Annotated in this window: 20 protein-coding genes and 1 pseudogene; 12 read left to right on the top strand and 9 right to left on the bottom strand. The window is 71.7% G+C overall.

Annotated elements, in window-relative coordinates:
- Positions 1–74 precede the first annotated feature (74 nt).
- The 4 genes from AB0K02_RS17735 to AB0K02_RS17750 all read right to left on the bottom strand — a co-directional run bounded on the left by AB0K02_RS17735 (position 75) and on the right by AB0K02_RS17750 (position 1,813).
- The gene (locus AB0K02_RS17735; protein WP_365993376.1) at positions 75–404 is read right to left on the bottom strand and encodes a DUF3817 domain-containing protein; all 330 of its coding nucleotides are present in this window, start codon (positions 402–404) and stop codon (positions 75–77) included.
- A gap of 52 nt (positions 405–456) precedes the next feature.
- Positions 457–966: a MarR family transcriptional regulator gene (locus tag AB0K02_RS17740; RefSeq protein ID WP_177147632.1), complete on the bottom strand. Its 510-nt coding sequence runs from the start codon at positions 964–966 to the stop codon at positions 457–459.
- A gap of 212 nt (positions 967–1,178) precedes the next feature.
- A complete protein-coding gene (locus tag AB0K02_RS17745; RefSeq protein WP_365993377.1) occupies positions 1,179–1,472 on the bottom strand; it encodes an MTH1187 family thiamine-binding protein in 294 nt (97 codons plus the stop codon).
- Positions 1,469–1,813 carry a DUF3817 domain-containing protein gene (locus AB0K02_RS17750; protein ID WP_365993378.1) on the bottom strand — a complete coding sequence of 115 codons (345 nt, stop codon included), beginning with the start codon at positions 1,811–1,813 and terminating at the stop codon, positions 1,469–1,471. Before AB0K02_RS17750 ends, AB0K02_RS17745 begins: the two co-directional genes overlap by 4 nt.
- A gap of 167 nt (positions 1,814–1,980) precedes the next feature.
- On the opposite strand from AB0K02_RS17750, the gene AB0K02_RS17755 reads away from it, so the two are divergent.
- The 4 genes from AB0K02_RS17755 (at position 1,981) to AB0K02_RS17770 (ending at position 4,652) form a co-directional block, all read left to right on the top strand.
- The gene (locus AB0K02_RS17755; protein WP_365993379.1) at positions 1,981–2,619 is read left to right on the top strand and encodes an AIM24 family protein; all 639 of its coding nucleotides are present in this window, start codon (positions 1,981–1,983) and stop codon (positions 2,617–2,619) included.
- A gap of 1 nt (position 2,620) precedes the next feature.
- On the top strand, positions 2,621–3,271 hold the full coding sequence (locus AB0K02_RS17760) for an AIM24 family protein (protein ID WP_365993380.1): 651 nt from the start codon (positions 2,621–2,623) through the stop codon (positions 3,269–3,271).
- Positions 3,268–4,050, top strand: coding sequence for an AIM24 family protein (locus AB0K02_RS17765; protein WP_365993381.1), 783 nt, complete (start codon positions 3,268–3,270; stop codon positions 4,048–4,050). The genes AB0K02_RS17760 and AB0K02_RS17765 overlap by 4 nt, the downstream gene beginning before the upstream one ends.
- A gap of 125 nt (positions 4,051–4,175) precedes the next feature.
- Positions 4,176–4,652, top strand: a complete 477-nt coding sequence (locus AB0K02_RS17770) for a MarR family transcriptional regulator (protein WP_365993382.1) — start codon at positions 4,176–4,178, stop codon at positions 4,650–4,652.
- 48 nt (positions 4,653–4,700) lie between these two features.
- On the opposite strand, the pseudogene AB0K02_RS17775 reads toward AB0K02_RS17770, so the two are convergent.
- From AB0K02_RS17775 to AB0K02_RS17785, 3 genes and pseudogenes are all read right to left on the bottom strand, one after another.
- Positions 4,701–5,212: pseudogene (locus AB0K02_RS17775) on the bottom strand (sensor histidine kinase); the annotation flags it as partial.
- Between the two features lie 575 nt (positions 5,213–5,787).
- Positions 5,788–6,744 carry a methylmalonyl Co-A mutase-associated GTPase MeaB gene (gene meaB, locus AB0K02_RS17780; protein WP_365993383.1) on the bottom strand — a complete coding sequence of 319 codons (957 nt, stop codon included), beginning with the start codon at positions 6,742–6,744 and terminating at the stop codon, positions 5,788–5,790.
- A 35-nt stretch (positions 6,745–6,779) separates the two neighbouring features.
- Positions 6,780–7,982 carry an acetyl-CoA C-acetyltransferase gene (locus AB0K02_RS17785; RefSeq protein WP_365993384.1) on the bottom strand — a complete coding sequence of 401 codons (1,203 nt, stop codon included), beginning with the start codon at positions 7,980–7,982 and terminating at the stop codon, positions 6,780–6,782.
- A 144-nt stretch (positions 7,983–8,126) separates the two neighbouring features.
- On the opposite strand from AB0K02_RS17785, the gene mce reads away from it, so the two are divergent.
- The 7 genes from mce (at position 8,127) to AB0K02_RS17820 (ending at position 17,904) form a co-directional block, all read left to right on the top strand.
- Positions 8,127–8,555 (top strand): methylmalonyl-CoA epimerase, encoded by a 429-nt coding sequence (gene mce / locus AB0K02_RS17790; protein ID WP_177147620.1) that lies wholly within the window; start codon positions 8,127–8,129, stop codon positions 8,553–8,555.
- A gap of 167 nt (positions 8,556–8,722) precedes the next feature.
- A complete protein-coding gene (gene scy / locus AB0K02_RS17795) occupies positions 8,723–12,763 on the top strand; it encodes a polarized growth protein Scy (RefSeq protein WP_365993385.1) in 4,041 nt (1,346 codons plus the stop codon).
- Positions 12,764–12,876: 113 nt separating this feature from the next.
- Complete coding sequence (locus AB0K02_RS17800; protein ID WP_365993386.1) at positions 12,877–13,815, top strand: cellulose-binding protein; 939 nt, start codon at positions 12,877–12,879, stop codon at positions 13,813–13,815.
- Between the two features lie 143 nt (positions 13,816–13,958).
- Complete coding sequence (locus AB0K02_RS17805; protein WP_365993387.1) at positions 13,959–14,945, top strand: ATP-binding cassette domain-containing protein; 987 nt, start codon at positions 13,959–13,961, stop codon at positions 14,943–14,945.
- A gap of 3 nt (positions 14,946–14,948) precedes the next feature.
- The gene (locus AB0K02_RS17810; RefSeq protein ID WP_365993388.1) at positions 14,949–15,728 is read left to right on the top strand and encodes an ABC transporter permease; all 780 of its coding nucleotides are present in this window, start codon (positions 14,949–14,951) and stop codon (positions 15,726–15,728) included.
- Between the two features lie 173 nt (positions 15,729–15,901).
- Positions 15,902–17,074, top strand: a complete 1,173-nt coding sequence (locus tag AB0K02_RS17815) for an ABC transporter ATP-binding protein (protein WP_365993389.1) — start codon at positions 15,902–15,904, stop codon at positions 17,072–17,074.
- Positions 17,071–17,904: an ABC transporter permease gene (locus AB0K02_RS17820; protein ID WP_365993390.1), complete on the top strand. Its 834-nt coding sequence runs from the start codon at positions 17,071–17,073 to the stop codon at positions 17,902–17,904. The genes AB0K02_RS17815 and AB0K02_RS17820 overlap by 4 nt, the downstream gene beginning before the upstream one ends.
- Positions 17,905–17,907: 3 nt before the next feature.
- On the opposite strand, the gene AB0K02_RS17825 is transcribed toward AB0K02_RS17820, so the two are convergent.
- The gene (locus AB0K02_RS17825; RefSeq protein ID WP_365993391.1) at positions 17,908–18,240 is read right to left on the bottom strand and encodes an ATP/GTP-binding protein; all 333 of its coding nucleotides are present in this window, start codon (positions 18,238–18,240) and stop codon (positions 17,908–17,910) included.
- A 212-nt stretch (positions 18,241–18,452) separates the two neighbouring features.
- Here AB0K02_RS17825 and AB0K02_RS17830 point away from each other — a divergent pair, with 212 nt between their 5' ends.
- Entirely contained in the window at positions 18,453–19,484 is a 1,032-nt protein-coding gene (locus AB0K02_RS17830) for an LLM class flavin-dependent oxidoreductase (protein WP_365993392.1), read from the top strand.
- Between the two features lie 135 nt (positions 19,485–19,619).
- On the opposite strand, the gene AB0K02_RS17835 is transcribed toward AB0K02_RS17830, so the two are convergent.
- Positions 19,620–20,012 (bottom strand): SCO5389 family protein, encoded by a 393-nt coding sequence (locus AB0K02_RS17835; RefSeq protein WP_307713396.1) that lies wholly within the window; start codon positions 20,010–20,012, stop codon positions 19,620–19,622.
- Positions 20,013–20,025: the final 13 nt, after the last annotated feature.

Genomic DNA, 20,025 nt, shown 5'->3' on the forward strand with positions numbered 1-20,025 from the left:
GAATTTACTAGGACGTCCTAGTAAATGTCGACGCCTGACGGCCGCGAGCCCCTGCTCGCGGCCGTCACCAGGTATTACGCCTCGGCCTCGACCGGGGTGGCGCCGCCCGCGACCAGGGCGCGGGCCTCGCGGGTCACCTTCGGCTCGACGAAGAAGGAGGCGAACGGGATGCAGCCGGCGGCCAGCACCCACAGCAGCTTGCCGAACGGCCACTTCGCCTTGGAGCCGAGGTCGAAGGCGAAGATCACGTAGATGATGAACAGCACACCGTGGATCTGCGAGATCAGCATGGTGTCGCCGGTGTCGAACCCGTACTTCAGGACGATGGCGCCGGTGAACACGAGCAGCCACACGGCGGTGATGTACGCCATCACCCGGTAGCGGGTCAGCACATTCGCTTTCATGGCATCGAGCGTAACGGGGCGCAAGGGGCGATCTTCGCCCGGGTCGCCGGGGCTACTTCTCCTCGAAGTCGTGGGCCGCCACCCGCAGCGGGCGCAGCATCGCGAAGATCTCGGCGCACTCCTCGTCGTCGTACACGCCGAGCCCGAAGTCCATCGCCATCAGCTCGCGGGTGGCCGCCTCGACGACCTCGCGGCCCTTGTCGGTGATGGAGGCGAGCGTGCCGCGTCCGTCGTTGGGGTTGGGACGCTTGTCGACCAGACCCGACCGCACGAGGCGGTCGACGGTGTTCGTCACGGACGTCGGGTGCACCATCAGACGCTCGCCGATCTTGGACATGGGCAGCTCGCCGGCCTTGGAGAAGGTCAGCAGCACCAGCGCCTCGTACCGGGCGAAGGTCAGTCCGTACGGCTTGACCACGGCGTCGACCTCGGCGAGCAGGATCTGGTGCGCCCGCATGATGGAGGTGATCGCCGCCATCGACGGCACGGGGCCCCATCGCTGCTGCCAGAGTTCGTCGGCGCGGGCGATCGGGTCGAAGGGGAGGCTGAGCGGCTTCGGCACGGCAGAGACCTTACCGACTGGTCATATCGTGGTCAGCCCCGTCTCGCCCTTCGGTCCCGGTTGACCGGTGCGGCTGCCGCTCCGCCGGCGGTCCGGCCGGATTCCCCGCCCGCCCGGCGGCTCCCGCCGGTACGGCCACCGGGTCCCGCGCGAGCAGGCGCCGCACGAGAAACCCCCGGCCGCACCGGCCGGGGGTTCGCGCGGCGATCGGGTCAGTCCCGCAGATGCCGCTCGACGGTGTCGACCTTGGAGGTGAGGCCGTCGGTGACGCCGGGACGGATGTCGGCCTTCAGGACGACCGAGACGCGCGGCGCGCGGGCCTCGACCGCGGCGACGGCGCGCCTGACCACGTCCATCACCTCGTCCCAGTCGCCCTCGATGGAGGTGAACATCGCGTCCGTGCGGTTGGGCAGACCGGACTCGCGCACCACGCGCACGGCGTCGGCGACGTACTCGCCGACATCCTCACCGACGCCGAGGGGCGTGACGGAGAAGGCGACGATCATGCGTTGACCGTGCCTTCCCGGCGGGCGCGGGAGGCGATGACGGCGGCCTCCGCCTCGCGCTTGAGCTTGCGCTCGGCGACGAAGCCGCCGAACGGCAGGACCGAGAGCACGAAGTAGAGCGCCGCCGTCTTCAGGTCCCACTTGGTGCGGTTCCAGGCGTCCAGCCAGAACAGGACGTAGAGAACGAAGAGCACACCGTGGATCGCACCCATGACCGGTACCGCGTTGAACTCCGTCGTCCGCTTGAGCACCGAGCAGACGAGCAGCAGCAGGAACGACACGGCCTCCGGCGTGGAGACCAGGCGGAGGCGGTGGAGGGAGGAGGCGGTCTTGATGTCCACGGAAGGCACCTTCGACGTCGGGCGGGCATGTTCGGACGGGCGATCTTGTGAACGAATGCACAAGCGCCGCCCCCATTGTGGCAGCTCTCTTTGCCAAGCCTTTGTCAGGGTCCGAGTCCTCCTCGGGAATGCTGTCCGCAGCCCGGATCACCGGTTAACGTCAGCGCGTGGCAACGTTCCGACTCCAAGGCAGCAAGGTGCTCGCCGTCGACATGACCGGCGACGCCGTCAAAGCGAAGAACGGCTCGATGGTCGCGTACGACGGCCAGATGGCGTTCAAGAAGATGTCCGGCGGCGGTGAGGGCATCCGCGGGATGGTGACCCGCCGGCTCACCGGCGAGCAGATGGAGATGATGGAGGTGAAGGGGCAGGGCACCTGCTACTTCGCCGACCGCGCCAGTGAGATCAACCTGGTGCACCTGCACGGGGACAAGCTCTACGTCGAGTCGAGCAACCTGCTGTGCACCGACGGCGGGCTGCGCACCGGCACGACCTTCACCGGCCTGCGGGGCGCCGCGCAGGGCAACGGCCTGTTCACGACGACCGTCGAGGGCAGCGGTCAGGTCGCCGTCATGTCGGACGGCCCGGCCGTCGTCCTGCGGGTGACGCCCGCCTACCCGCTCTCCGTCGACCCCGGCGCCTACATCGCCCACCAGGGCAACCTGCGTCAGGACTTCCAGTCCGGCGTGACGTTCCGCACCTTCCTGGGCGAAGGCGGCGGCGAGGCGTTCCAGATCCGCTTCGAGGGGGACGGGCTGGTCTACGTCCAGCCCAGCGAGCGCAACACGGTGGGAGGGGACGTCTGACATGCCGTTCCGCGAGATCAACTCGAAGATGGTCGAGGCGACGATCGCTCCCGGCCAGAAGATGTTCAGCCAGCGGGGCGCGATGCTCGCCTACAAGGGCGAGGTGTCGTTCACCCCGAACATCCAGGGCGGCCAGGGCGGGCTGGTGTCGATGATCGGCCGCCGCGTGGCGAACGAGGCGACGCCGCTGATGACCGTCGAGGGAAGCGGCACGGTGATGTTCGGCCACGGCGGCCACCACATCCAGGTGATCCAGCTGACCGGCGACACGCTGTACGTGGAGGCCGACCGGCTGCTCGCGTTCGACGGGACGCTGCAGCAGGGCACGATGTTCATGGGCTCGCAGGGCGGGGTCATGGGCATGGTGCGCGGGCAGGTCACGGGCCAGGGTCTGTTCACCACGACCCTCAAGGGCCACGGCGCGGTCGCGGTGATGGCGCACGGCGGAGTGATCGAACTGCCGATCACGCCGGGCCGGGCCGTCCATGTCGACCCCCAGGCGTACGTCGCGCACCACGGCGACGTACGCAACAAGCTCTCCACCGCGCTCGGCTGGCGCGACATGGTGGGGCGCGGCTCGGGCGAGGCGTTCCAGCTGGAGCTCAGCGGCAGTGGTGCGGTGTACGTCCAGGCGTCGGAGGAGAAGCTGTGAGCACGCCCGTCATTCTCGACCCGACGACCCTGCCGAGCGACGACAACGTCAACGCGTACACCTTCTGCGTGGAGCTCAAGGGCAGCCAGTGGTTCCTGCAGAAGGGGAAGATGATCGCCTACTACGGGCGCATCGACTTCAACGGAATCGGCCACGGCCGGCTCGACCGGCTGATGCGTACGTCGTTCCACTCGCCGCTGCACGCGAGCGACTGGGTGGTCGCCGAGGGCAGCGGCAAGATGCTGCTCGCCGACCGCGCCTTCGACGTGAACTCCTACGACCTCGAGGACGGCAACCTCACGATCCGGTCGGGGAACCTGCTCGCCTACCAGCCGACGCTGGCGCTCAAGCAGTCGATCGTGCCGGGTTTTCTGACCCTGATCGGCACGGGCAAGTTCGTGGCCGCCTCCAACGGTCCCGTGGTGTTCATGGAGCCGCCGATCAGGGTGGATCCGCAGGCCCTGGTGGGCTGGGCGGACTGTCCCTCCCCGTGCCACCACTACGACCACGGGTACATGACGGGCGTGATGGGCGGGCTGCGCGCCCTGACCGGGATCGGCGGGGCGTCCGGCGAGGAGCACCAGTTCGAGTTCGTGGGGGCGGGTACGGTGCTGCTGCAGTCGAGCGAGGCGATGATGCCGGAGCAGGCCACCGGCGCCGTGACACCGGAGCCGGGCGTTCCGGGGGGCGCGAGGCCCATGGGCGGCGCTGGGCAGCACGGTTCGTCACCGCGCCTTCCCGGCCAGCTCGGGGACCTCCAGCGTCGCTTCGGCCTGTGAGCGGTAGTCTGCGGAGTGTGACGTCGAACGTCTGCGCACCTTGCGGGACCTCCGGGTCGCGCGGGTGCCGGACGTCACACCCCCCAACTTCGTCCGCTTTTCAACTTCTTAGGTAGAATCCATATATGGAGACCGAGACGGCCATTCGCTGGCTGACCGATGACGAGCAGTGCACGTGGCGCACGCACCTGGAGGTCAACAAGCTCCTGATGCACCAGCTCGAGAAGGACCTCCAGCCGTTCGGACTGACCAACAACGACTACGAGATCCTGGTCAACCTCTCGGAGTCGGCGGACCAGCGCATGCGCATGAGCGACCTCGCCGCGGCGACGCTGCAGTCCAAGAGCCGCCTCTCGCACCAGATCACCCGCATGGAGAACGCCGGCCTCGTCCGGCGGGAGAACTGCGAGTCGGACCGGCGCGGCCTGTACGCGGTCCTGACGGACGAGGGCATCGCGACGATGAAGAAGGTCGCGCCGCACCACGTCGCCTCCGTGCGCAAGCACTTCATCGATCTGCTGACGCCCGAGGCCCTCGCCGACCTGCGCGAGTCCCTGACCCCGGTGGCCGAGCACCTGCGCGGACGGCGCGGCAAGCTCTGAGCGGCGGGGCCGAGCGGCCCGGGGCCGCCACCTAGGCCCATGCCTGCCCTACGCGGGCTCAGCGGCGCGCGACGGGCTCAGCTCGAACAGCGCTCCTCCCGCCGGGGATCGGCTCACCGTGAGCGTTCCTCCGTGGCGCTGCGCCACATCCCGGGCGATGGTCAGACCGAGCCCCGCACCGCCCTCGTCCCGGCTTCGGGCGTCGTCCAGGCGGACGAACCGCTCGAAGATCCGCTTCCGCTGGTCCTCGGGCACACCCGCCCCGTCGTCACCGACCGCGAACACGACCCGGCCGCGTTCCCCCGTACGGAGGCGGTGACCGAGGTGGCCGCGTGCCGCTGCGTGTTGTCCAGAAGATTGCCCAGCACCCGGACCAACTGACCGCGCGATCCCGCCACATCGAGCCCGTCCTGGCGCTCACGGAGACCGGCACCCGGTCGCCCGTCCGCTGCGCCACCTCCTCGCGCGGCAGCCGCGCCGCGTCGAGGCGCGCCGGCAGCAACAGGTCGCTGGAGCCGAACGGTGTCCTCCACCGCTCCCGGCACGTCCGCAACTCGTGGTGCGCCGCGAGGCGATGCGGCTGCGCAGTTCGTGCGCGGTGGACGCCTGACGCGAGGCTTTCCGGGGGCTCCGCCCCCGACCCCCGCCTCAACACCGGCGAGGCGGAGGGCCACGGGCCCGAGGGCGAAGTCCCGTTCGGGACAGGGCCCTCGGCCGCCGGGGGCGGGGCAATCCCGCCCACGCCCACGCCCACCAGGGCGCAAGGCAACGTTCGAGGACGGGCCCTTCCCTCGGCCGCCAGGCCCCCCGACGGCGAGAACACCGCGTGAAGCGCGGCGGGGAACACAGGGCGGAGCCCCCCACCAGGGCGCAGGCAGGGGCCACGGGCCCGGCAGGAGCCCCTCGCCCAGGACACGGCCCCTCGCTCAGGACACGCCCCTGTCGGGAAGTCCGGGACCATCACGCGAAGCACAGCGCACGCCCGCCAGGGCGCAGGGGCCACGGGGGTCCGGGGGCGGAGCCCCCGGTTACGGGAAGGAGGCGCCTCCCACGGCCGCCAGGCCGCAGGGGGAGGGCGGGGTGGGGAAGAGTCACGCCGAAGGCGCCCACGCCCACCCCGGGACACCGCCCCCCGCTACGACTGCGTCAGGCCCGCCACCAGTTCGTCCGCCGCCCGGTACGGGTCCAGCTCACCCGCCACGATGCGCGCCGCCAGCGCGCCCAGGCGGCGGTCCCCGTGGAGGTCCCCGATGCGTTCGCGCAGGGCCGTGACCGCGATCGTCTCGACCTCCGTCGCCGCCCGGCGCGCCCGGCGCTCCGCGAGGACGCCGTGCTCCTCCATCCACGCCCGGTGCTTCTCCAGCGCCTCGACGACCTCGTCCACGCCCTCGCCCCGCGACGCGACCGTCTTGACGATCGGCGGCCGCCAGTCGCTGGGGCCGCGGGCCTCGCCGAGGCCCAGCATGTGGTTCAGCTCCCGGGCCGTCGCGTCCGCGCCGTCCCGGTCCGCCTTGTTGACGACGTACACGTCGCCGATCTCGAGGATTCCCGCCTTCGCCGCCTGGATGCCGTCACCCATGCCCGGCGCGAGCAGCACCACGGAGGTGTCGGCCTGGGAGGCGATCTCCACCTCCGACTGGCCGACACCCACCGTCTCGACGAGGATCACGTCGCAGCCCGCCGCGTCCAGGACACGGATCGCCTGCGGCGCGGCCCAGGCCAGGCCGCCCAGATGGCCGCGGGTGGCCATCGAGCGGATGTAGACGCCAGGATCGGAGGCGTGGTCCGACATCCGGACCCGGTCGCCCAGCAGCGCCCCGCCCGAGAAAGGCGACGACGGGTCGACGGCCAGGACGCCGACCCGCTTCCCGGCCCGCCGGTAGGCGGAGACCAGCGCCGAGGTGGAGGTGGACTTGCCGACACCCGGGGAGCCCGTCAGCCCGACGACGTACGCCCCGCCGGTCAGCGGCGCCAATGCCGCCATGACCTCACGGAGTTGCGGCGCCGCGCCCTCCACGAGCGAGATCAGCCGGGCCACGGCCCGCGGCCGGCCCTCCCTCGCCTGGGCGACCAGCTCGGGGACGTCCACCATGGTGCTGCTCCGATCCTCGTCGGGTACCGACTGTTCTACTTGGCCGGGACGCGGACGATCAGCGCGTCGCCCTGACCGCCGCCGCCGCACAGCGCGGCCGCACCGACGCCGCCGCCGCGGCGCTTGAGCTCCAGCGCCAGGTGGAGCACCACACGCGCGCCGGACATGCCGATGGGGTGGCCGAGCGCGATGGCGCCGCCGTTCACGTTCACCTTTTCCGGCGTAACGCCGAGGTCCTTCATTGACTGGTGGGCGACCGCGGCGAAGGCCTCGTTGATCTCGATGAGGTCGAGGTCGGAGACCTCCAGGCCCTCCTTCTTCAGCGCGTGCCGGATGGCGTTGGACGGCTGCGACTGGAGGGAGTTGTCGGGGCCGGCCACATTGCCGTGGGCGCCGATCTCGGCGATCCACTCCAGACCCAGCTCCTCGGCCTTGGCCTTGCTCATCACGACGACGGCGGCGGCGCCGTCCGAGATCTGCGAGGAGGTGCCGGCGGTGATCGTGCCGTCCTTCGTGAACGCGGGGCGCAGCTTGCCCAGCGACTCGGCGGTGGTCTCGGCGCGGATGCCCTCGTCCTTGGAGAACAGGATCGGGTCGCCCTTGCGCTGCGGGATCTCGACCGGCGTGATCTCCGCCTCGAAGATGCCGTTCTTCTGCGCCGCGGCGGCCCGCTGGTGGGAGAGCGCCGCGATCTCGTCCTGCACGTCGCGCGGGATGCCGAGGCGGGTGTTGTGCTTCTCCGTCGACTCGCCCATGGCGATGTTCTCGAAGGAGTCGGTCAGGCCGTCGTACGCCATGGCGTCGAGCATCTCGATCGCGCCGTACTTGAAGCCCTCGCGGGACTTCGGCAGCAGGTGCGGCGCGTTCGTCATGGACTCCTGGCCGCCGGCGACGATCACGTCGAATTCTCCGGCGCGGATCAGCTGGTCGGCGAGCGCGATGGCGTCCAGACCGGACAGGCACACCTTGTTGACGGTCAGGGCCGGGACGTTCATCGGGATTCCCGCCTTGACGGCGGCCTGACGGGCGGGGATCTGACCGGCGCCCGCCTGGAGCACCTGCCCCATGATCACGTACTGCACCTGGTCGCCGCCGATACCCGCACGGTCGAGGGCGGCCTTGATGGCGAAACCGCCGAGGTCGGCGCCGGAGAAGGACTTGAGCGAGCCGAGCAGACGGCCCATGGGCGTACGGGCACCCGCGACGATCACGGAAGTGGTACCGGTCGTTCCAGACATGTGCACGATCCCCTTTCAGCCGCAGCTGAGGAGTGAACGAGGGTTTACTCAAATGTACTGAGCGGTACCGTCGCCGGTCACCGGTCGGCCGGTGTGATCGCGCGCACGTTGCGTAACCGGCCGCCGGGGCGCTGCACTGGAGCCATGCTGACGCGAATCGACCACATCGGGATCGCCTGTTTCGACCTCGACAAGACCGTCGAGTTCTACCGTGCGACCTACGGCTTCGAGGTCTTCCACTCCGAGGTCAACGAGGAGCAGGGCGTGCGGGAGGCCATGCTCAAGATCAACGAGACGTCCGACGGCGGCGCCTCCTACCTCCAGCTCCTGGAGCCCACCCGCGAGGACTCCGCGGTGGGCAAGTGGCTGGCCAAGAACGGCGAGGGTGTGCACCACATCGCCTTCGGGACGGCGGACGTCGACGGCGACGCCGCGGACATCCGCGGCAAGGGCGTACGCGTCCTCTACGACGAACCGCGTATCGGCTCCATGGGGTCGCGCATCACCTTCCTGCACCCGAAGGACTGCCACGGCGTTCTCACCGAACTCGTCACCTCTGCAACGGAGCACTGACCGACACGATTCCCGGCCCGGTAGAGTGGGCCGTTCCGGGCCGGGGCCGGGTCGGGGCCGTGCCGCGTCTCCGTCGTTGATCTGTCACCATTCCCCGGGGGGCCGTTCGCCGGCGAACGGTGCTCGTGTGGAGACAGTTGCGACCAGGGGACGGATGGGACCGCGCAGTGCGGGGCTACGAACGCCAGGAGAGCCACCGAGCTGACGACGACCACCTCTCGCGGTTCGAGGCCGAGATGGACCGGCTGAAGACCGAGCGGGAGAAGGCCGTCCAGCACGCCGAGGACCTCGGCTACCAGGTCGAGGTCTTGCGCGCCAAACTCCATGAGGCGCGCCGGACCATCGCCTCCCGCCCCGCCTATGACAGCGCCGACCTCGGTTACCAGGCGGAGCAGTTGCTCCGTAACGCCCAGATCCAGGCGGACCAGCTGCGTTCGGACGCCGAGCGGGAGCTGCGCGAGGCGCGCGCCCAGACCCAGCGCATCCTGCAGGAGCACGCCGAGCACCAGGCGCGCCTGCAGGCCGAGCTGCACGCCGAGGCGGTGCAGCGCAGGCAGCGTCTGGACCAGGAGCTGGCCGAGCGCCGCCAGACCGTCGAGTCGCACGTCAACGAGAACGTCGCCTGGGCCGAGCAGCTGCGCGCCCGCACCGAGTCGCAGGCGCAGCGTCTGCTGGACCAGTCCCGCGCCGAGGCCGAGCAGGCCATCGCCGCGGCACGCGCCGAGGCCGCCAGGATCGCCGAGGAGGCCCGTCGCCGGCTCGGCAGCGAGGCCGAGACGGCCCGCGCCGAGGCCGAGTCGATCCTGCTGCGTGCCCGCAAGGACGCCGAGCGGCTGCTGACCGCCGCCTCCAACCAGGCGCAGGAGGCGACCGCCCACGCGGAGCAGCTGCGTTCGTCGACCACGGCCGAGTCCGACCAGGCCCGCCAGCACGCCACCGAGCTCAGCCGTGCCGCCGAGGCGCGGATGCAGGAAGCGGAGGAGAAGCTCCGCGAGGCCCGGGCCGAGGCCGAGAAGCTGGTCGCCGAGGCCAAGGAGTCCGCGGCCAGGCAGCTTTCGTCGGCCGAGTCGGTCAACGAGCAGCGCACGCGCACGGCCAAGGCCGAGATCGCCCGTCTCGTCGCCGAGGCGACCAAGGAGTCCGAGGCGCTGAAGGCGGACGCCGAGCAGGCGCTCGCGGACGCCCGCGCCGAGGCGGAGAAGCTGGTCGCGGACGCCACCGAGAAGGCCCGCACGGCCGCGGCCGAGGACTCGGCCGCGCAGCTCGCGAAGGCGGCCCGCACCGCGGAGGAGGTGCTGACCAAGGCGTCCGAGGACGCCAAGGCGACCACCCGTGCGGCGAGCGAGGAGGCCGAGCGGATCCGGCGCGAGGCCGAGGCGGAGGCGGACCGGCTGCGCGGCGAGGCGGCCGAGCAGGCCGACCAGCTCAAGGGCGCGGCGAAGGACGACACCAAGGAGTACCGCGCCAAGACGGTCGAGCTGCAGGAGGAGGCGCGCCGGCTGCGCGGTGAGGCCGAGCAGCTGCGGGCCGAGGCGGTCGCCGAGGGCGAGCGGATCCGCGGCGAGGCGCGGCGCGAGGCCGTCCAGCAGATCGAGGAGGCGGCGAAGACCGCCGAGGAGCTGCTGACCAAGGCGCGTACGGACGCGGACGAGCTGCGGACGAAGGCGGCGGCCGACTCCGAGAAGGTGCGCACCGAGGCGATCGAGCGCGCCACCACGCTGCGCAAGCAGGCCGAGGAGACGCTGGAGCGCACCCGCGCGGAGGCCGACCGGCTTCGCGTGGAGGCCGAGGAGCAGGCGGACGGCATGCGCGCGGCGGCCGAGGCCGCCGCGGACCGGCTGCGCGAGGAGACCGAGCGTGGCATCGCGGCCCGGCAGGCGGAGGCGGCCGAGGAGCTGACGAGGCTGCACGCCGAGGCCGAGGCCCGGCTCGCGAGCGCCGAGGAGAACCTGACCGAGGCCCGCGCGGAGGGCGAGCGGATCCGCCGCGAGGCGGCGGAGGAGACCGAGCGGCTGCGGACCGAGGCCGCGGAGCGGCTGCGCACGCTCCAGGCGCAGGCCGAGCAGGAGGCGGAGCGGCTGCGCACCGAGGCCGCGGCCGACGCGTCGGCGGCCCGTGCGGAGGCCGAGTCCGTCGCCGTACGGCTCACCAGCGAGGCGGCGGCCGAGGCGGAGCGGCTGCGCACCGAGGCGCAGGACACCGCCGACCGGGTGCGGGCGGAGGCCGCGGCGGCCGCCGAGCGGGTCGGTGCGGAGGCCGCCGAGGCGCTCGCCGCCGCGCAGGAGGAGGCGGCCCGCCGGCGGCGGGCGGCCGAGGAGACCCTCGAGTCCGCGCGGGCCGAGGCGGGCCAGGAGCGCGAACGCGCCCGCGAGCAGAGCGAGGAGCTGCTGGCGTCGGCCCGCAAGCGGGTCGAGGAGGCGCAGGCCGAGGCGCAGCGGCTCGTGGAGGAGGCGGACCGGCGGGCCACCGAGATGGTCTCGGCCGCCGAGCAGACCGCCCAGCAGGTACGGGACTCCGTCAGCGGGCTGCAGGAGCAGGCGGAGCAGGAGATCGCCGGGCTGCGCAGTGCCGCCGAGCACGCGGCGGAGCGCACCCGCAGCGAGGCGCAGGAGGAGGCGGACCGGGTCCGCGCCGACGCGTACGCGGAGCGGGAGCGGGCCTCCGAGGACGCGGCCAGACTGCGGCAGCGGGCCCAGGAGGAGACGGAGGCGGCGCAGGCGCTGTCCGAGCGGACCGTCGCCGAGGCGGTCGCGGAGGCGGAGCGGCTGCGCGCGGAGTCCTCGGAGTACGCGCAGCGGATGCGTACGGAGGCGTCGGACTCGCTGGCGTCCGCCGAGCAGGACGCGTCGCGGACGCGGGCGGAGGCGCGCGAGGACGCGAACCGGATCCGTTCCGAGGCGGCGGCGCAGGCGGACCTGCTGGTCGGCGAGGCGACGAGCGAAGCCGAGCGGATGCGCACGGAGGCCGCCGAGGTGCTGGCCGCCGCGGATGCGGACGCGACACGGCTGCTCACCGAGGCCGAACAGATCAAGGTGGACGGCGAGGCCGAGGTCGAGCAGATGCGGGCGGCCGTGCGCGCCGACCGGGAGCAGGTGCTCGACGAGGCGCGGCAGGCCGCGGACAAGCGGCGTGCCGACGCCGCGGAGCAGGCCGACCAGCTGATCGCCGAGGCGACGAGCGAAGCCGAGCGGATCGCGGCCGAGTCGGCCGCCGCCGCGGAGCGGACGCGGACCGAGGCGGCCGGCGACGCCGAGCGGATGCGGGCTGAGGCCGCCGAGACGGTGGGTTCCGCGCAGCAGGCCGCCGAGCGGATGCGGGCGGAGGCGGAGCGGCACCGCGCCGAGACGGAGGCCGCCGCCGAGCAGCTGCGCAACGAGGCGCGGGCCGAGGCGGACCGGCTGCTGGACGAGGCGCGCGAGGCGGCGGCGAAGCGCCGCGCGGACGCGGCCCAGCAGGCGGACCAGTTGATGGCCAAGGTGCAGGAGGAGGCGCTGCGCGCGGCCACCGAGGCGGAGGAGCAGGCCGACACGATGGTCGGCGCCGCCCGCAAGGAGGCCGAGCGGATCGTCACCGAGGCGACCGTCGAGGGCAACGCCCGGGTGGAGAAGGCGCGTACGGATGCCGACGAGCTGTTGGTCGGCGCGCGCCGGGACGCGACGGCGATCAGGGAACGCGCCGAGGAGCTGCGCGCCCGGACCGAGAGCGAGATCGAGGAGCTGCACGAGCGGGCCCGCCGGGAGACGGCGGAGCAGCTGAAGACGGCCGGCGAGCGTGTCGACAAGCTGGTCAAGGCCGCCGAACAGCAGCGGGCCGAGGCGGAGGCCAAGGCCAAGGAGCTGGTGTCGGACGCCGATTCGGAGGCGGGCAAGGTCAGGATCGCCGCCGTGAAGAAGGCGGAGGCGCTCCTGAAGGAGGCCGAGACCAAGAAGGCGGAACTGATCCGCGAGGCCGAGCGCGTGAAGGCCGAGGCCGACCGCCAGGCCGAGCGCACGATCGCCGAGGGCCAGCGGGAACTCGACGTGCTGGTGCGCAGGCGTGAGGACATCCAGGCCGAGATCTCACGTGTCCAGGACGTACTCGAGGCACTGGAGTCCTTCGAGGCGCCGGGGGGCAAGGCTTCGGCCAACAGCGGCTCGGGGGCGGGAGCCGTCAAGGCGGGAGCGTCAGCAGGGGGTACACGTTCGAGTGGCAAGTCGTCCGACGACTAGCCACTCAAAAGGCTGGACATTCTCCATATCAAACCGGCATCCGCTCGATGACACGCCGGTTCGGCCCCTAGGATTCCCTCTAACACCTCACCGGTCTCATTGACAGGAACCCCATGAGCGACACTTCCTCCCCCTTCGGCTTCGAGCTCGTGCGGCGTGGTTACGACCGCGGTCAGGTGGACGACCGCATTACCAAGCTCGTCGCCGACCGTGACAGTGCTCTGGCCCGAATCACCTCTCTGGAAAAGCGCATCGAGGAGCTCCACCTCGAGACGCAGAACGCCCAGGCCCAGGTAAACGACGCCGAGCCGTCGTACGCGGGCCTCGGCGCGCGCGTCGAGAAGATCCTCCGCCTCGCCGAGGAGGAGGCGAAGGACCTGCGCGAGGAGGCCCGTCGCGCGGCCGAGCAGCACCGCGAGCTCGCCGAGTCCGCCGCCCAGCAGGTGCGCAACGACGCCGAGGCGTTCGCTGCGGAGCGCAAGGCGAAGGCCGAGGACGAGGGCGTTAGGATCGTCGAGAAGGCGCAGGGCGAGGCCAACTCGCTGCGTGCCGAGGCGCAGAAGGACGCGCAGTCCAAGCGTGAGGAGGCGGACGCCCTCTTCGAGGAGACCCGCGCCAAGGCCGCCCAGGCCGCCGCGGACTTCGAGACCAACCTGGCCAAGCGCCGCGAGCAGTCCGAGCGCGACCTGGCCTCGCGTCAGGCCAAGGCCGAGAAGCGCCTCGCCGAGATCGAGCACCGTGCCGAGCAGCTGCGCCTGGAGGCCGAGAAGCTGCGCACGGACGCGGAGCGCCGGGCCCGTCAGACGGTGGAGACCGCGCAGCGTCAGGCCGAGGACATCGTGGCCGACGCGAACGCCAAGGCCGACCGCATCCGCAGCGAATCGGAGCGCGAGCTGGCGGCGCTCACGAACCGCCGCGACTCGATCAACGCCCAGCTGACCAACGTCCGCGAGATGCTGGCGACGCTGACCGGTGCGGCCGTCGCCGCGGCGGGTACGCCGGCGGACGACGAGCCGATCTCCCGCGGGGTTCCGGCGCAGCAGTCCCGCTGACGCCTGCGCAGGCCGGATCCGACGAGTGCCCGGTGCCGTCTCGGCACCGGGCACTCGCGCGTCGCCTGCCCTATGCGGAATGGCCCTCGTCCGTTGGTCGAACCCGGTGGCGGACGCCATGACGCCCCCGTAGCGTGAAGCGCATGATCGAGCTCGAGGGCCTCACCAAGCACTTCGGTACGAAGGTCGCCGTCGACCATCTGTCCTTCACGGTCCGCCCGGGCATGGTGACCGGCTTCCTCGGCCCCAACGGCGCGGGCAAGTCGACGACGATGCGCATGATGCTCGACCTCGACAACCCCACGAGCGGCACGGTCCGGATCGACGGCAGGCACTACCGGGACCTCGACGAGCCGCTCAAGCACATCGGCGCCCTGCTGGACGCCAAGGCGGTGCACGGCGGGCGCAGCGCCTACAACCACCTGCTGTGCCTGGCACAGGCGAACCGGATCCCGGCGAGCCGCGTGGCCGAGGTCCTGGACGTGGTCGGACTGACGGCGGTGGCGCGCAAGAAGGCCAAGGGCTTCTCCCTCGGCATGGGCCAGCGGCTGGGAATCGCCTCGGCGCTGCTCGGCGATCCGGAGATCCTCATGTTCGACGAGCCCGTCAACGGCCTGGACCCCGAGGGAATTCACTGGATCCGCAATCTGATGAAGGCCCTTGCCTCAGAAGGCCGGACGATCTTCGTCTCGTCCCACCTGATGAGCGAAATGGCGCTCACCGCCGACCACTTGATCGTCATCGGCCAGGGCAGACTGCTCGCTGACACTTCGATGGCCGATTTCATCCACGAGAACTCCCGCAGTTATGTCCGGCTGCGCACTCCCCAGCGGGAGAGGCTGCTCGACGTCCTGCACGCCGCCGGTCTGATCGCCGTCGAGTCGGGCAACGGCACGCTGGAGATCGACGGGGCGTCCACGGAACAGCTGGGCGAGCTCGCGGCGGAGCACCGGATCGTGCTGCACGAGCTCAGCGCCCAACGCGCCTCGCTGGAGGAGGCGTTCATGCGGATGACGGCCGGCGCCGTGGAGTACCACGCGCATTCGGCCGGCCCCGCCGCACCGCCCGCCGCACCCGCCGCCACCGGCACCGCCGCCCCGCAGTGGGCCCCGCGCAGCAAGGGAGCCTGACCGATGGCATCCGTACCCGCCGTCCTCCAGTCCGAGTGGACCAAGATCCGTACAGTCTCCTCGACGCGCTGGACCCTGATCTGCGCGCTCGCGGTCACGGTCGCCATGAGCGCCGCGCTCTGCGCCCTGATGAACTCGACCTTCGACGACCTGCCGGAGGCCGAGCGCCTGACCTTCGACCCGACGCTGATCAGCTTCTCGGGGATGGTGCTGGGCCAGTTGGCGATGGTCGTCTTCGGCGTCCTCGTGATCGGCACGGAGTACAGCTCCGGCATGATCCGCACGTCGCTCGCGGCCGTTCCGCAGCGCGCGACCTTCCTGTTCGGCAAGATCGCGGTGGCCGGGCTGCTGGCCCTGGCGGTCGGGATGGCGACGAGCTTTCTGACCTTCTTCCTCGGCCAGGCGCTGCTGGGCGAGCACCGCACCACGATCGGCGAGGAGAACGTGCTGCGCGCGGTGATCGGCGGCGGCCTCTACATGGGCCTGATGGCGATCTTCTCGATGGGCGTCGCGGCGATGCTGCGGAGCTCGATGCTGTCGCTCGGCATCCTGATGCCGTTCTTCTTCCTGGTGTCCCAGATCCTGTCCGCCGTCCCGGGCGCGAAGGACGTGGCCCGTTACTTCCCCGACCAGGCCGGTGCCACGATCATGCAGGTCGTCCCTGGCGCGATGAACAGCGGCGACGCCCCCTACGGGCCATGGGGCGGCCTGGGCATCATGCTGCTGTGGGTGGCGGCGGCGCTGGCCGGCGGCGTCCTGGTGCTCAAGAAGCGGGATGCGTAGGCGTCCTGGACGCGGCGCCCGGCGGGCCGGGCGCGGCGGATGCGGAATCCGGGACTCACGGCGCGCGGCTTGATGGGAACCGTCAAGGCCCGGATATCCTCCTAACTCTTACGGGGGGCGTACGGCATGCATGGCCTGTGCCCCGACGACCTGAAAGTCGATGGGGCTGGAGAATGATCGAGGCAGTCGGCCTGACGAAGCGCTACGGCGCCAAGACGGCCGTGTACAACCTTTCCTTCCAGGTACGGCCCGGAGCCGTCACCGGGTTCCTCGGGCCCAACGGAGCCGGCAAGTCCACGACCATGCGCATGATCCTCGGACTCGACAAGCCGACCGAGGGCCAGGTCACCATCAGCGGACGGCCGTACCGGCAGCTGCCGAACGCGCCGCGGCAGGTCGGTGCGCTTCTGGACGCCAAGGCCGTGCACGGCGGGCGCAGTGCGCGCAGCCACCTGCTGTCGCTGGCGCAGCTGTCCGGCATCCCGGCCCGACGGGTCGACGAGGTGCTGGGCGTCGTCGGTCTCCAGGACGTCGCCAAGCGCCGTTCCAAGGGCTTCTCCCTCGGTATGGGGCAGCGGCTCGGCATCGCGGCCGCGCTGCTCGGCGACCCGCAGGTGCTGCTCTTCGACGAGCCGGTCAACGGTCTCGACCCCGAGGGCATCCTGTGGGTGCGCAACCTGATGAAGCAGCTGGCCGCCGAGGGACGTACCGTCTTCGTCTCCTCCCATCTGATGAGCGAAATGGCGCTCACCGCCGACCACTTGATCGTCATCGGCCGGGGGCAGCTGCTCGCGGACATGAGCGTCAAGGACTTCATCTCGCACAACTCGGCCGATTTCGCGCGTGTGCGCACGCCGCAGACCGAGCCGCAGCAGCGCGAGAAGCTTCTGGCGGCGCTCACCGAGGCCGGCGGGCAGGTCATGTCCGAGCCGGACGGCGCCCTGCGCGTCACCGGACTCGCCCTGCCGAGGATCAGCGACGTGGCCCACGAGGCGGATGTCCGGCTGTGGGAGCTGTCGCCGCACCAGGCGTCCCTGGAGGAGGCGTACATGCGGATGACGCAGGGCGCCGTCGACTACCGTTCCACCGACGACCAGAAGGCGGGGCTGATGCAGCAGCCGCCGATGGGCTACATGCCGCCGTCGCAGCCGCAGATCCCCGAGGTCCCGCAGCAGGGCTGGTACGCCCCGCCGCCGCCCGGAGCCGGGCAGAACCCGTACGCGGCCGTGGCGCCGGGCGCCCCCGCCCAGCCGGCGCCCGCGCAGCCCGCGCCGCCGGCCGCACCGCCCGCCGCTCCCCCTGCCGCCGCCCCCGCCGACCTGACCAAGCCCGAGGACGCCCGATGACCACCCCCTACCAGCACCCGGGCGCCGCGGCCCCGACGTACGCCTCCCCGATCCCGGTCCGCAGCGCCCACCTCGGCGACGCGCTCGCCTCGGAGTGGACCAAGATCCGCTCGGTGCGCTCCACGATGTGGACGCTCGGCGTGATGATCGTGCTCATGGTGGGCATCGGCCTCGGCACCGCGGCGATCGTGGCGGCGAGCGACGTCGATCTCCAGGGTGAGTCGGCGCTCGGCTTCGGCTTCTTCGGCGTCCTGCTCGGCACGATCTGCGTGATCACGCTGGGCGTGCTGACGATCGCCTCGGAGTACGGCACCGGCATGATCCGTACGACCCTGACCGCCTGCCCCAGCCGTGCACGTGTGCTGGCCGCCAAGTCGATCGTCTTCTTCGGACTCGTCTTCACCATCACGGCGGTCTTCGCGGCGCTGGTCGCCGTCGTCCAGACGGGCATGGTCGAGGCCGCCGAGCCCACGGGCGACGAGTGGCTGCGCGCGACGGTCGGCGTGGCGCTCTTCGTCGCCTCGATCGGTCTGCTGTCGCTGGCCGTCGGCACGATGATCCGGCACTCCGCCGGCGCGATCACGATCATGATCGGCGTGATGCTGCTGCCGCTGGTCGCGGCCATGTTCATGTTCTCGGAATCGCTCGCCGACGTGCAGGAGTTCCTGCTCGAGTACGCCGTCCCGAGCCAGCTCATCGGCATCTACGGCGAGGCCGCGGCCGGCGGCTCCGCCGGCCCGGTCGGCTGGGAGCCGGTGTGGATCATGCTCGGCATCACCGCGGTGGCGATGGGCGGCGCGTTCGCCGTGATCAACAGCCGCGATGTCTGAGCATCAGTAGCGCGGCGCGTTCCGGGACCGCTGCACCCTCGTGGTGCGGCGGTCCTTCGCGTTCCAGCACGCCTTGTGCCAGTGGCGCCGTTCGTCGAGGCCGCCGCCGTGCTGGGGCCAGGCCACCACGTGCGGGAGGCCGGAGGGGATCTCCTGGTCGCAGCCCGGGCAGCGGTACGTCTTGCCGGCGGCACTCGCGCCCGCGACATGGCGCACCGACCAGTCCTCGCCCTGCCAGCTCTCGCTGCTCCCGAACCCGCCGTACCGGTCGCCGCTCGCTGCTGCTCGCTCGGTCGGCTTCTCGCCGCCTCGGGGGCGGTTGCGGCGCGGGGACACGTGGACACCTCACAGAGAGTCGGGACAGTCGCCTCCCAGCGTACGGGCCGGGAAATGGGGCACTCGCCCTTCCGGCCGCGGGCCCTGGCCGCCGGCGAGCGCCGGTTACCGGACAATCGCAACAACTTCCCGTCCGGCCGTGCCTTTGGCACGTGTCAGACGTTGTTGCCGGTAGGGGGGAAGACGCGTCGGCCGCAAGGAGGCTACTGGCGATGCGCGTTGGGACTTTCGTACTGGCCGCCCAGTTCCCGGGACAAGGGCAGGGGGAGGCGCTGCACCGCGCGGTGCGGACCGCCGAGGTCGCGGAGGAAGCCGGGCTGGATTCCGTCTGGCTGGCGGAGCACCACTTCGTACCGTACGGGGTGTGCCCGTCGGCCGTGACGCTTTCGGCGCTGCTCCTCGGCCGCACGCGCCGGATCCGGGTCGGCACGGCCGTGAGCGTGCTGCCGACCGCCCATCCCGTGGCGCTCGGCGAGCAGGCGGCGCTGCTCCATCTCACCTCGGGCGGGCGGTTCACGCTCGGCGTGGGGCGCGGCGGGCCGTGGGTCGACCTGGAGGTGTTCGGCACGGGACCGGCCGCGTACGAGAGCGGGTTCCCCGAATCGCTCGACCTGCTGATGCGCTGGCTGCGCGAGCCGCGCGTCGGCGCGGACGGCGAGCGGTACGCCTTCCGCGAGGTCGCGGTCGTCCCGCGGCCGGACGAGCTGATCGGCGGTCCGCCCGGCGGCCCGGAGGTCGTCGTCGCCTGCACGTCTCCGAAAAGCGTGAAGCTCGCCGCGGAGCGGGGGCTGCCCATGCTGCTCGGGATGCACTGCGGGGACGAGGAGAAGGCGGAGATGGTCGCCCTGTGGCGGGGGCACGCGCGGGCCTGCGGTCGCCGCCCCGGCGAGATCGCGGCGGCCGGGCACGTGTCGGCGGGCGTCGTCCAGATCGCCGACCGGGCCGCGGAGGCGACCGAGAGCCTGGTGAAGGCGATGCCCGGCTGGCTCAAGCGGGGCCTGGAGGCGCATGTCACGGTCGACGGCCGGCACCGCACGATGCGCGACCCCCTGGCCTACACGGAACTGCTGTGCTCCTTGCACCCGGTGGGCCCGCCGCGGCTCGCCGCCGACCGGCTCGCGGCGACGGCCGAGCGGACCGGCATCACACGCTTCGCGCTGCTGGCCGAAGGCTCGGGCGATCTGGCGGCGACCGAGGAGAACGTACGGCGCCTGGGCGCGGAAGTGCTTCCACAGCTCGCCTGAGCCCCCGGCCTTTCGGCTCCGGCCGGCCCCGTCGAGCCCGGCCGGAGCCGTACGCGCCCACGGGAACGCGCACAGTGCCGCCGCCCCGGCCACCGGAGCGGTTCCTCCCGCGATGCGGAGCGGCAGCGGAAGTTCTCAGCAGTCGCGCAGTTCGGGCGACTGGTTGAGCAGCTGGGCCCGTACGGAAGTGAAGCGGGCGAGCCGCTCGTCCACCGAGGAGTCCAGCGGGAACACCGCGACGCGGTGGCAGTTCTGGAATGCCAGACGCACACCGAAGTGCCGCTGGAGCGCACCGCGAATGGCGTCACTCGCGAGTGCGCGCAGCAGCTGACCACGTGCCTGCTCGTCCGGCGGAGGCGTCTGGTTGTCGGCGAAGTCGCCGCCGTCCACCTTCAGCTGAGCCACCAGAGAACTGATCATCTCCCATGCGTAGGGCAGGGAGGTCCGGACGCAGTCGACGAAGGCTGCTTCGTCGACCTCGCCTCGCTCGGCCTGTTCCAACAGCGCCGGTGAGACGTCGAGCGACATGGGTTCTCCTCTC

The organism is Streptomyces sp. NPDC049597 (assembly GCF_040675505.1).
GTDB lineage: Bacteria > Actinomycetota > Actinomycetes > Streptomycetales > Streptomycetaceae > Streptomyces.